Annotated in this window: 11 protein-coding genes; 4 read left to right on the forward strand and 7 right to left on the reverse strand. The window is 67.2% G+C overall.

The genetic code is table 11. The annotated features are described in order from the left end of the window. Both Q0D93_RS13925 and Q0D93_RS13930 read right to left on the reverse strand, forming a co-directional pair. Nucleotides 1-1,228: methyl-accepting chemotaxis protein (locus tag Q0D93_RS13925; protein ID WP_294395421.1), on the reverse strand; the 1,228-nt coding region annotated here is incomplete at its 3' end. Between the two features lie 103 nt (nucleotides 1,229-1,331). Then, entirely contained in the window at nucleotides 1,332-3,563 is a 2,232-nt protein-coding gene (locus tag Q0D93_RS13930; RefSeq protein WP_294395423.1) for a family 20 glycosylhydrolase, read from the reverse strand. Between the two features lie 201 nt (nucleotides 3,564-3,764). On the opposite strand from Q0D93_RS13930, the gene Q0D93_RS13935 reads away from it, so the two are divergent. From Q0D93_RS13935 to nagA, 3 genes are read left to right on the forward strand one after another with little or no spacing between them, the layout of a single operon-like run. Beyond that, entirely contained in the window at nucleotides 3,765-4,514 is a 750-nt protein-coding gene (locus Q0D93_RS13935) for a GntR family transcriptional regulator (RefSeq protein ID WP_294395425.1), read from the forward strand. Further along, nucleotides 4,511-5,542 carry an SIS domain-containing protein gene (locus Q0D93_RS13940; protein WP_294395426.1) on the forward strand — a complete coding sequence of 344 codons (1,032 nt, stop codon included), beginning with the start codon at nucleotides 4,511-4,513 and terminating at the stop codon, nucleotides 5,540-5,542. Before Q0D93_RS13935 ends, Q0D93_RS13940 begins: the two co-directional genes overlap by 4 nt. Continuing rightward, entirely contained in the window at nucleotides 5,542-6,687 is a 1,146-nt protein-coding gene (nagA, locus tag Q0D93_RS13945) for an N-acetylglucosamine-6-phosphate deacetylase (RefSeq protein WP_294395428.1), read from the forward strand. The genes Q0D93_RS13940 and nagA overlap by 1 nt, the downstream gene beginning before the upstream one ends. 18 nt (nucleotides 6,688-6,705) lie before the next feature. On the opposite strand, the gene Q0D93_RS13950 is transcribed toward nagA, so the two are convergent. The 3 genes from Q0D93_RS13950 to Q0D93_RS13960 all read right to left on the reverse strand — a co-directional run bounded on the left by Q0D93_RS13950 (nucleotide 6,706) and on the right by Q0D93_RS13960 (nucleotide 9,351). After that, nucleotides 6,706-7,461, reverse strand: a complete 756-nt coding sequence (locus tag Q0D93_RS13950) for a class I SAM-dependent methyltransferase (protein WP_294395430.1) — start codon at nucleotides 7,459-7,461, stop codon at nucleotides 6,706-6,708. Nucleotides 7,462-7,502: 41 nt separating this feature from the next. Next, nucleotides 7,503-8,678 (reverse strand): class I SAM-dependent methyltransferase, encoded by a 1,176-nt coding sequence (locus tag Q0D93_RS13955; RefSeq protein ID WP_294395431.1) that lies wholly within the window; start codon nucleotides 8,676-8,678, stop codon nucleotides 7,503-7,505. 109 nt (nucleotides 8,679-8,787) lie between these two features. Then, nucleotides 8,788-9,351, reverse strand: coding sequence for a polysaccharide biosynthesis/export family protein (locus tag Q0D93_RS13960; protein ID WP_294395433.1), 564 nt, complete (start codon nucleotides 9,349-9,351; stop codon nucleotides 8,788-8,790). 113 nt (nucleotides 9,352-9,464) lie between these two features. Between Q0D93_RS13960 and Q0D93_RS13965 the strand changes: the two genes are divergently transcribed. Then, complete coding sequence (locus Q0D93_RS13965; protein WP_294395435.1) at nucleotides 9,465-9,623, forward strand: hypothetical protein; 159 nt, start codon at nucleotides 9,465-9,467, stop codon at nucleotides 9,621-9,623. A 33-nt stretch (nucleotides 9,624-9,656) separates the two neighbouring features. Here Q0D93_RS13965 and Q0D93_RS13970 read toward each other — a convergent pair whose 3' ends face one another. Both Q0D93_RS13970 and Q0D93_RS13975 read right to left on the reverse strand, forming a co-directional pair. After that, nucleotides 9,657-10,349 carry a sugar transferase gene (locus Q0D93_RS13970; protein WP_294395437.1) on the reverse strand — a complete coding sequence of 231 codons (693 nt, stop codon included), beginning with the start codon at nucleotides 10,347-10,349 and terminating at the stop codon, nucleotides 9,657-9,659. A 324-nt stretch (nucleotides 10,350-10,673) separates the two neighbouring features. Then, nucleotides 10,674-11,747: a PAS domain-containing protein gene (locus Q0D93_RS13975; RefSeq protein WP_294395438.1), complete on the reverse strand. Its 1,074-nt coding sequence runs from the start codon at nucleotides 11,745-11,747 to the stop codon at nucleotides 10,674-10,676. Between the last annotated feature and the right edge of the window lie 45 nt (nucleotides 11,748-11,792).

Below are 11,792 nucleotides of genomic sequence, written 5' to 3' on the forward strand. Positions count from 1 at the left end.
AGGACATGGCGTCTGCCGCCAGGGCGGTCTCGTCCACGGCGGCGGTGATCATGGTGACGGTCTGCGCCTGCGTCTCCATCGCCCGGCGGATGCGTTCGGCCGAGGACTGGACGTCGCCGATCGTGTCGCGGATGGTGCCGTTGGCGTCCACCGTCTGGCGGGCCGCACCCTGGATCGCGCCGATCTTGGCGGCGATGTCGTCGGTCGCGCGCGCGGTCTGGCTGGCGAGGCTCTTCACCTCCTGCGCCACCACCGCGAAGCCGCGCCCCGCATCGCCCGCGCGCGCCGCCTCGATCGTGGCGTTGAGCGCCAGCAGGTTGGTCTGGCCGGCAATGTCGCGGATCAGGCCGAGGATCGACTCAATCGCCTGGGCATGATCGCTCAGCGCGCGGCTGACCACCACCGCCTTGTCGGACTGTTCGCCGGCGCGGGTGGCGACTCCGGCCGCCACCTCCACCTCGCCGCGGGCTTCCTCGATCGCGCGGATCAGGCCGGCGGCGGTCTGCGCCGCCTCGCGCATCGCCACTGCAGACTGCTCGGACGCGGCGGCGACCTCCGACGCCTTGCCCAGCATGCCGCGCGCCGAACCCGAACTCGCATCCGCTTGGGCCCGCAGGACGCCGCCTTCGTGCGTGGCGGCTTCCGCGACATGCGCGATCCCCTCGCGGAACTCGTCCGCCAGCAGGTCGCGCGTGCGACGTGCGTCATGGTCGATATAGGCGGCGTAGAGGCTGGCATAGATGTCGCATTCCAGCGAACGCAGCCGGAAGAAGACGTCGTTCAGCTGGCGGCGCTCTTCCTTGGAACATTCGTGGCGACGGCCCGCAATCTCCATCGTGATGGACGATCCCGCGCAGGTCATGGACAACAAGGTGGTGAGCGAGACGTCGGCCGAAAAGGCGCTGGCCACGCTGCGCTCGGCCGAACGGATCCATTCAAACTGGTCGGGATGCTTGAACCGGTTACGCAGATAGGTGATGCCGAGTTCGATCATCCGCTCGCGATTCTCGATCGCGAACGGGGTCTGGCTGCCGAAACATTCCTGCCACCGCCGCCAATGCGCCTCGGAGATGGCGCGCGCTTCCGGCTCGATGATGGTCCACCATTGCCGCGAGATGGCAATCTCCTCCGGTCCGAACGTGAAAAGTGCCATTCGCTCGCGAAGGTCGATCGTCCCGCTTACGCTTTCCGCGCGGGGAAGGTGCCGGGCAGCATTGGCATCGCTCATGAGGTGCATCTCGCGCATGGATCTGGTTCCATGCGCGGGATTAGCGACGATCGGTTAACGGAGGATTAGACGCTCTGTCGCTACGTGGGCGATCGCATTGCGGTCATTGCGGCAGCAACTCGACCTTGTCGATCGCCCACAGCGGATTCACGCCGCGCGCGGTGTAGGTGAAGCACAGGTCCGCCTTGCCGGCGACCGGAGCGAGCGGTGCCGTCAGCCGGGTGACGCCGGGATTGCCGGCCGCCACCGCGAGAGGCAGGGTGGCGACCACCGGGCCATCGCAACTGCCGCTGCGCACCTCGAACTCACCGGCGGGGGTGGCGGGCGGTCGGAAGCGGATCTTGTCGCGATCGGCGCCGATCTGGAAGTTGAACGGCACCTGGCCCACGGACAGCGCGATCGTGCGTGCGCCCGCCATCGGCGCGCCCCGCCACGTCCAGCAGGGATGGGTGATGTTGACCAGGAAGTGCGCGCGCGGGCCGCGTGCGGGATAATCGTCCTCAAGGTCGAGCAACCCGCCTTCGCCGCAGCTTTGCAGGTCCCGGCTGGTGCGGGTGCGCGCCGCCTCTGCATCGATCATGCGATCGATCGCGCCGGGCATGACCCTGTCGCCCAGGAAGCTGGCAGCGCGCAGGCGCACCGGCTGCGCAAAGCTCAGCATCTCCGCGAACAGCGGCGAGGCGGCCGTGGGCACGCTGCCGTCGGTCGTATAGCGGATCGGCAGGGCCGACTGATTGGCCAGCGCGACGGTGTTGGCGGTCGCGTCCGCCGCCTCGATCGTCGTGTCGATCGCGAACAGGCTGTCGGCGGGCCTCAGGCCTAGCGGCGCCATGCGGTCCAGTTGCGGCACCAGGCGGGTGACGAAGTTGCCGAACGGTCGGGGGCCCTCCTGCGCCCAGCCGATCTCCGCGATGGCGCTGGCGCGGGGGAACTGCATCCAGGCCGCGCGCTCTTCCGTGCGGACATGCTCGGTCCATAGGTTCGCCTGCAGGCCCAGTATGTGCTTGCGCTGCTCGGCCGGTATCGCGGCGGGGACGGGATCGAACGCCAGCACCTTTTCCAGCGTGATCAGGTTGCCGCGCCCCGGCGGCTCGTTGGGGCCGGTGCCCTGGCGGTTGTCGAAATACAGGATCGGGGCGGGGCTCAGCACCGCGTCATGCCCCGCCTTGGCGGCGGCGATCGCGCCGTCGATCCCGCGCCACGACATCACCGTGGCGCTCGGTGGCACCCCGCCCATCAGGATTTCGTCCCAGCCGATCATGCGGCGGCCATGGTCGCTGACGAACTTGCCCATTCGCGCCATGAACCAGCCTTGCAACGCCTCCTCGTCAGCGAGGCCCAGTTGCTTGATCTTGGCCTGGATGGCGGGGTTGGTGCGCCACTGGTCCTTGACCGCCTCGTCCCCGCCCAGGTGGATCCAGGGTGAGGGGAACAGGGCCATGACCTCCGTCAGCACATCGCCCAGGAAGCCGAAGGTCGGCTCCTCCACATTGTAGAGCCACGGAAACACGCCCCATTCCGACCAGACCCGGTCCGGCAGCGGGCTGCCGGTCCCGAGTTCGGGATAGGCCCGGATCGCGGCCACGGCATGGCCCGGCATCTCGATCTCCGGCACGATCACGATCCCGCGCGCCTGCGCATAGGCCACGATCTCGCGGATCTGGTCCTGCGTGTAGAAGCCGCTCACCGGCGGCAGATCGGGCGCCCCGGACGCAGCCGCGGGGAGGCGCGATCCGGACACCTGCGTCAGCTTCGGATATTTCTTGATCTCGATCCGCCAGCCCTGGTCGTCCACAAGGTGCCAGTGCAGGCGATTGAGCTTGTTGACGGCCATCCAGTCGATCAGGTGGCGGACATATTCCGGCGACTGGAAGTGGCGCGCGCTGTCCAGCATCAACCCGCGCCAGCCGAAGCGGGGATGGTCCTCCATCGTGACGGCGGGAACATGGTGGCCGGGATCCTGCGTCGCCAGCTGCCACAGGGTGACCGCGCCATAGAGCAGTCCGGCATCGTCGCTGGCGGTGATGGTCGCGCCGGACGTGTCGGTGACGAGGCGATAGCCCTCCGCCGGCATCCCCGCGCGGTGCACGAAGCGGATGGCGGGGCCCTTGCCGGCGGCGGACAGCGTCACGTTCTGCGTGCGCATCAGGTCGCTCAGCCGGGCGGCGGCGTTGGCCCCCGCAGGGCCCTCGCCGGGAATCAATCGGACGGCATCGTTCAGGGTGAAGGCGTCGCCGCCGACCGCCATGCTGGCCGGCTGCGGCAGCAATTTGGGCGTGGGCAGGGCCGCATCGGCCGTCGTCGCCAGCAGCCATATCATGAAGGTGCGTGCCATCGTCAGTCGTTCCTCCCGCTCGGTGGCTCCACCCGCTCCTGTGTTTCGCTCCAAAGCTGGGCAGCATACCAATCGAGATACCATCCCGCATGCATCGTTCCCCGTCAACCTGGTGCGGCGGCATGGATCACATCCGACGTTGAGCTAGCAGGCGAAGAGGTATATTGGTATGGCAATGGTATTGCATGGATCTGTCCGGGGATGATCAACCTCGCCGCGCTGCTCGGTGCGCTCGACGTCGGGCAGCGCGGCTCGCTCTACCGCCAGTTGCAGGACATGCTGCGCCGCGCGATCGGCGACGGGCTGCTGCGGCCCGAGCAGGCGCTCCCGGCGGAACGCGACCTCGCCAACGACTTCGCGGTGTCCCGGATCACGGTGCGCAAGGCGTTGGATGCGCTGGTGGCGGAAGGGCTGCTGACCCGACGGCAAGGGGCGGGCACGTTCGTTACCGGTCGGGTCGAGAAGCAGCTCGCCAAGCTCTCCTCCTTTTCGGAAGACATTGCGGCGCGTGGCCGGGTGGTGCGCAGCGAATGGCTGCAACGATCCCAAGGGCCGGTCAGCCCGGACGAGGCGCTTGCGCTGGGGCTGAGCCCCGGAAGTCCGGTCTACCGCCTGAACCGCATCCGCTTTTCGGACGATCTGCCGATGGCGGTGGAACATGCCACGATTCCGGGCTTCGCACTGGATGGCGCCGAAAGCGTGCGCGACTCGCTGTACGCGGCGCTGGAGCAGCGGGGCTATCGCCCGGTGCGCGCCCTGCAGCGGCTGCGCGTCATCTCCTTCACGGCCGAGGAGTCCTCGCTGCTGGATGTGCGGCCGGGTGCGGCCGGCCTGCTGATCGAGCGGCGCGGTTTTCTTGACGATGGCCGCGTGATCGAGGCCACCCGCAGCTATTATCGCGGGGACACTTATGATTTTGTTGCAGAATTGACCATTGGAGCTGTTGGATGATCGAGCCTGGGAAGACATTGATGTTTGCCGAAGCGGCGGAGGCCGGCGCGGTCGTCGCACGGCAGCTGGCCGACAATCGCGCGATCATCGCGGTCGCGGCCGAGCGGTTACGGGAAACGCCCCCGACCGGCGTGCTCACCTGCGCGCGGGGCAGTTCCGATCATGCGGCTACCTATGCCAAATATCTGATCGAGACGCGGGCCAATGTGCTGGTGGCTTCGGCCGCCCCGTCGATCGCCTCCATCTATCGTCAGTCGCCCGCGACGAAGGGGATGCTGGCGATCGGCATTTCGCAATCGGGCAAGAGCCCGGACATCGTGGAAACGATGCGGGTGGCGGGGGACAGTGGCGCCACGACGCTGGCGCTGGTCAATGTCGCGGATTCGCCGCTGGCGCAGACTGCGGACATGGTCTTTCCGCTGCTGGCCGGGCCGGAGATCAGCGTCGCCGCCACCAAATCCTATATCGCGGCGCTTGCCGGGATCGCGCAGCTGGTCGCCGCCTGGACGCGGGACGATGTGCTCCAGCAGGCGTTGGAGGAACTGCCGGCCTTGTTGCAGACCGCGTGGCAGGCGGACTGGACGCGGTTGGTGGACCGGCTTGTCGACGCGCGCGGGCTCTATATCGTCGGGCGGGGCGTGGGGCTCGGCATCGCGCAGGAAGCGGCGCTGAAGCTCAAGGAAACATGCGGGCTCCATGCCGAAGCGTTCAGCGCCGCCGAGGTGCGGCATGGTCCGATGGCGCTGGTCGGGCCGGGCTTCCCGCTGTTGGTGATCGGGCAATCGGACGAGGCCGCCGAAGGGATCGACCAGCTGGTGGCGGAGATGGTTGAGCGTGGCGGAGACGTGCTGGTCGCGGGACGAACCGTGGCGGGGGCGGAGACGCTGCCAGTCGCCACCGCGCATCCGGTGCTGGAGCCGATCCTGGCGATCCAGTCCTTCTACCGCGCCGCCAATGCGCTGTCGGTGCGGCGCGGCTTCGATCCCGATCGTCCCCCGCATCTGGCCAAAGTGACCGAGACGGTTTGATGCCCGCCGCACTCACCAACGCCCGCGTCCTGCTGGACAATGCCTTTCACGAGGGGCTGGCCGTCCTCGTGGAGGGCAGGCGGATCGCCGCCATCGCGCCGGAAGGGGACGTGCCCCCAAATGCCGAGCGGATCGACCTCGGCGGCGCGATGCTGGCGCCGGGCTTTATCGACACGCAGGTCAATGGCGGCGGCGGCGTGCTGTTCAACGACGATCCGACCGTGGACGGCATCCGGACGATCGGCGCGGCCCATGCGCGGTTCGGCACGACCGGCTTCTTCCCGACCCTGATCAGCGACGAACTGGACGTGATTCGGGCGGGCATCGCGGCGGTGGATGCGGCCATCGCCGAAGGCGTGCCGGGCGTGCTGGGTATCCACATCGAAGGGCCGTTCATCAACCTGGCGCGCAAGGGTATCCACGCCGCCGAGCGCATCCGCGCGCTGACCGACGAGGGGCTGGCGGTGCTCACGTCGCTGCGGCACGGGCGCACCCTGGTCACGCTGGCGCCGGAGGAAACCACGCCCGACATGATCGGCCGGCTGGTCGATGCGGGCGTGGTGGTCGCCGCCGGGCATACGAACGGCAGCTATCGTCAGATCCGCGACGCGATGGATGCGGGGCTGACCGGCTTCACCCACCTTTTCAATGCCATGTCGCAACTGGGCAGCCGCGAGCCGGGGGCGGTTGGCGCCGCGCTGGAGAGCGATCGCAGCCATTGCGGCATCATCGTCGATGGCCATCATGTCAGCCCGGTGACGCTGAAGCTGGCGCTGCGCTGCAAGCCGCACGACCAGTTCATGCTGGTGACCGACGCCATGCCGACGATCGGCAGCGACATGACCAGCTTCGACCTGCACGGCCGCACCATCCGGGTGGAGGAGGGCCGGCTGCTTTCGGCCGACGGAACGCTGGCCGGATCGCACCTCGACATGATGGGCGCGGTGCGCAACGCGGTGGGGATGCTGGACGTGCCGCTGGCGCAGGCGATCGTCATGGCGTCCGCCGCGCCGGCCGACTTCATGGGATTGAAAGGGCAGGTGGGGCGGATCGCGATTGGTGAGGTCGCGTCCCTCGTTGCGATCGGCGACGATCTGCGGGTGCGGCGGAGTTGGATCGATGGTCAGGCGCTATCCCGCGCCTGACTGGCTCCGCCCCGGCCGTCAGCGGAAACGCCAGGCCTGCAATCCGGCATAATTGGCCCACAGGCGGCGATTCATGCCGTTCATGTCGTTGAAGACGTGGGTCAGCCCGCGTGCGCTGAACAGGCTGATATGGCCGTTACCGGGGCCCAGATACCACCAGTCGCGGTCCAGCACCTCCGGGTCCCAGTAAGCCGACTGGAAGGCGAACACGCCCGGCGATTTCAGGTGCGAACGGATCAGGTCGAACGTCGCGCGGGGATCGGGCAGATGCTCGATCACCTCGCAGGCGACGATGATGTCGAACTTGCGGTCGCCAAGGTCCGGCAGGAACCATTCCTTGCCCACCTTGGGCGGGATGATGTCGGTGCCCCAGACGTTCATGCCCAGGCTGCGATGGGCGATGTCGAGAAAGCCGCCGATCCCGCACCCGAAATCCAGGATCTCGACCGTGTCGAGATGCCCGCCCAGCATCTCATTGCCAAGGGCCACCAGCCGCAGCGTTTCGGCGACCCGGCCATACCAATCGGGGTCCTGGTGGTCCCAATAACCTTCGTTGTAGACCTCCCGATGATCCTGCTGGTCAATGGCGCGCGTGAACAGGAAGTCGCAGGCGTCGCACTGGTAATACCAGCAGCTATCCGGTTCTTCGGGAATGGGGTGGCCCGTCTTCTTGCCGATGGGCAGGCCGAACTTCAGCGATGCGGCCGCGCCGCACAGCTTGCACCGATCGACCGGAGCGGGGGCGGCATCCGGCCGAATGACGTCATGTTGCATCGAATAGGGGTCCTTGGGCTCGTCCGAGCGGAGCAGGCTCCTCAGGCGGGGAGCGGGGCTTTCCGCGCTATGACACCGAACGCAGCGGCGTCCAAGCCGTTGCCCGTGACCGGCCCTGTAAGGAAATCTGTCCCCGCCACCTTGACCTGCGCGACCTCATGCTCGCGTGAGATCAGGCCCAGCGCCACCCGCTCGATATCGCCCCGGCCGAACATCCAGTCGGCCAGCGGCGCCTCACCCCGCTGCGTCGCGGACGGATCGAACGGAACGACGTGGATCGCCAGGCCGCCGGGGCGAAGGCATCGCAGCGCCGCTTCGGTGAACCATTGCCCCACGTCGGGCGATCCGAAACGCTGCGCGACGTCGATCGACCAGATGAAGTCGAAATTGACGAGTTCGCGGGCGATCAGGTCCGGTGAGGAGGGCACCGCGCCGATCGACATCTGCACGCCCATGTCCGCGAATACGGGCCGAAACGCCGCCGCTTCCTCGGAGAAGCCGAGGCCGTGGGCGCCCGGCTGCAACATGCCGTAGCAGTTGAGCGCCTGCATCACGAAGGCGTGCGCCCATTGCGTGCGCAGCGGCGCGTCCTTGACCTGCAGCGCGGAGGCCCAGCGGGAGAAGGCCGGCTCCCGCATCTGCCGCGCGGTTGCGGGCTGGCTGACCGGTTCGGCCAGCGTCGGGCCCCCAAGCGACAGCAGGCGGACTTCGGGGCGGATCGTATCGTTGCGGAACGAGGTGTTGCGCGCCTCGATCGCGACCTCGTCCACGTGATTGTCGGCCGCCGGTCGGTCGAGCGTGATCATCAGCCCTTCGGCGACGGCGTCGGTTTCCCCGACGATCCCGCCATACAGGGCATAGGTGACGCCGCGATAACCTTCGAAGCGGATGCTCGTCTCGCCACCCATCGCCATCAGGCGGTTTAGCTGGATACGAGCGGTGTTGATCAGGATGGCCCGCGGCTCATCCCCGATCATGTGGACGCGCAGCTGGAGCGATCCCCGCCTTGCCCGCAGGCCGGTGAAGCGGATGACGAAATTGACCGGGCCCTCAGCCACTTCCACATAATGGGTGTGGAAGGCGTAGGCCGGGTCATGCTCATGCGGAAGCGTGCCGCCCAGCCCTTCGATCCGGCTGGCGATGCCCGCTTGGTATCCGAATGGATCGAGCAGCATTTCGCCGGACGGAGGCGGGGGGACGAGATCGATCTGGCCCATCGACGAGCCACTAGCCCTGTTCGCCTGCACCCGCAACCGATGCTGCGCCGCGACGGCCACATCCCGTCGCAGGGCGGTCGCCCGCCGTGCCCGGGACCACGCAGCCGCGTCAGAAATAGCGTTCCCCGATCCGGATCGTGTCGCCCGGCAGGACATGGATCAGTTGCTGGCGTAGCTTGACGCGCTTTTCCCTGGCATCGTCGGCGCGGCGCAGAAAGGCGGTTCCGCGATTGGCACGATAGGTATAGCCGCCTGCCGCCGCCACCGCCTGTTCCAGCTTCAATCCGGAGGAATAGGGATATCCGCCGGGCTTATTCACCTCTCCCAGGATGTAATAGGGCCGATAGTTGACCGGCTCCACTGCGACGCGGGGATCGTTGAGGTATCCATTGCCCAGCCGTTTGCGCAACGTCTCCCGCACCTCGCTCAACGTGCGGCCCTTGGCCGCGATCTCCCCGATCAGCGGGAAGGAGACATTGCCCTCCGCCGTCACGGCATAGTCGCCGCTGAGGCTCGGCTCGTTGAAGATGGTGATGCGCAACTTGTCGCCGGCATCCAGGCGATAGACCGCGTCAACGGCACCGGTCTCCACGGCGGCTGCCGCAATTTGCGGTGCGATGGTCGCAAAAGCCAACAGCAGGGCCAACAATGGTGTATGGCGCGAAAGGGTCATGCCGGAGTCCCGCGTGAGGGGTGATGGTGCGGATTGCCCGGCCCATGCGTTCGGCTTGCGCAAAGGCGGATGGCGTGAAACGGGCCAGCGGACCGGGGCGAGGAAGGAGCATCGTGGCGAACATGCGCGATAGTGTCACCGGCCGGGCGGCAAGCCTCCATTCCGATGCCGCGCGCGGGCGGCGCGTCCCGAAGCGCAGTGCGGCCCGCGGCATCGTTATCGCGATGCCGATCGCGCTGGGATTGTGGGGCATGCTGGCGCTGCTGCTGTGATTGCAGGTGCGGTGAGGGCATCATCGTCACGGCCTAGTAGCCGCTGCCCTGCACGATGCAGGTGACCGTGCGGGCAATGATCCAGAGGTCCAGCGCCAGGCTCTTGCTGCGGGCATAGCGCACGTCCAGCGCAACACGGCGGCGATAGGACACGTCGTTGCGGCCGCTGACCTGCCACAAGCCCGTGATGCCCGGCCGAACCTGGCAATAATAAGCGAAATAGCGGCCGTAGCGATATACTTCTCCGCGCACGATCGGGCGCGGCCCGACCAGGCTCATCTCGCCGCGCAGGACGTTCAGCAATTGCGGCAGTTCGTCCAGGCTGAGCGTGCGGAGCAACCCGCCGATGGCGGTGATGCGGGGATCATCGCGCAGCTTGTGGTCGCGCGCCCATTCCCGACGGGCGGCGGGATCGCGTTCCAGCAGGTCGGTAAGGCGCGCCTCCGCATCCACCACCATGGTCCGGAATTTCAGGCACGGAAATTCGTGCCCGCCATGGCCAAGCCGCCGATGCGCGAAGAAGATCGGGCCCGGATCGACGATGAACACCAAGGCGGTGATCAACAGCAACAATGGCGCAAGCAGCACCAGAAGAAACAGGCTGCCGACGATATCGAACAGGCGGGATTGGTCCAGCTGGACCGGTTCGCCGGCGGTATCCTGCAACAGGAACGGGGTCGGCAGCGTGAGTTCGTAGCTGTCCTGCCCCAAGATGTCTTTCTGCATGCCCACGCGTCGGTCCCCCTGCGAAGGTTGCTTCACCCTGGTTTTGTGTGTCGCTCCGCCGGCCTCCCTGCACCAGCGTGAGCGTCACGGCGCAAAGTGCCACGATTTGGCTGACTCGCGTTTAACTATTTAGGGAGAGTGTCGCGCTCGGAAGGGCTGGCCCGCTCAGCCCGATGTATGACCCCGTTCCATGGGGGTGCTGCAACGCAAAAAGGGGCGGCGGCCAAAGTCGGCGAGGTCGCGCCGATGCGTCGCGATCGGCATGCGCCTACGTATCGGGGTGGAGGACGGTCCTGCCGCGCGACACCGCAGCGTTGCGGCGTTTCAGCGGACGTGGGGTTCCCTGACGCGCGGCTTGGAATAGCTGGCGATGGCATGTTCCGCGGCGCTTTGCGTCAAAGCTTCCTGGAGGACGTCGTCCTTCATGCGCAGCAGGCTGGACAGCATCAGCACCACCAGTTCGGTCTGGCGGTTGGTGTCCGTCTTGATGAAGATCTGCTTCAGGTAGCTGCGCGCCGTCTGCTCGCGAATGTGCATCTGGTCCGCCGCCGCCGCCAGGGTTTCGCCGGCCGCAAGGTGGCAGACCAGGCGGGTCTCCACCGGCGACAGTCCGTAGAGGCGGCAGAGCGGGGTGAGCGAGCGGACCGTGTCCAGCCGCGGATCGACCACGTAGATGGTCGCCACCACATCGCCCGGTTCGGGCGCGATGGCGTGCGCGGGCACGAATGTGGCGACCAGCGACGGCAGCTTCTTGCGGCGAAACGCGATCAGCGGTGCTTGTCCCGTGTCCGCAAAGCGACTGTCGGACTGCAATTCGATGCAGCTTAGCGCCGCCTGCAAGTTCACGCCGTCGCTGATATGCGTTGCCCGCAGCCGGCCATTGTGGCGCCCAAGCCCGTCATTGGCGGCAAGGATTTCCTCCGCCGCCTTGTTGGCGAAGATGATCTGGAGCGAGCGATCGACCAGAAGGACGCCGATCTGCGTGCAATCGAGCGCCGCCTCCAGCGCGCGATACCGCCGCATGTGCAGGCGATTGAGCTGCCAGAGGTGGAAATAGCCGACGGCGAACGGCTTGCGCTCCCCATAGACGGCCTCCACGCGCGCCTTGAGGGCGCTGCTGCCGTTTTCAAACACCAGGGTGATGGCGAGCCGGCTGTGTCCGGGCACCCGCTCGATCGGGATCAGCGCCGCATCCAGCCGCGATCCGGACGGCCCGCCGTGCCAGGTCAGCCGCCCGTCATCCAGCGTCGGCACCAAAGCATGGCATTCCCGCAAGAGGGACTCGTGCCCCGCCATGCGCAACGCGGGATGCTGATACAGACGGACAGGAGGCTGCGCATCGTTGTGGAGGGTCAGCGTCGCCCCTTGCGCCTGCATGATGTCCACAACTTCGGACATGACCATCGCCAGGCCACCCGTCCCATCGTCCAGCACCTGTCCATC

It is taken from the genome of uncultured Sphingomonas sp. (genome assembly GCF_934560975.1).
GTDB lineage: Bacteria > Pseudomonadota > Alphaproteobacteria > Sphingomonadales > Sphingomonadaceae > Sphingomonas_I.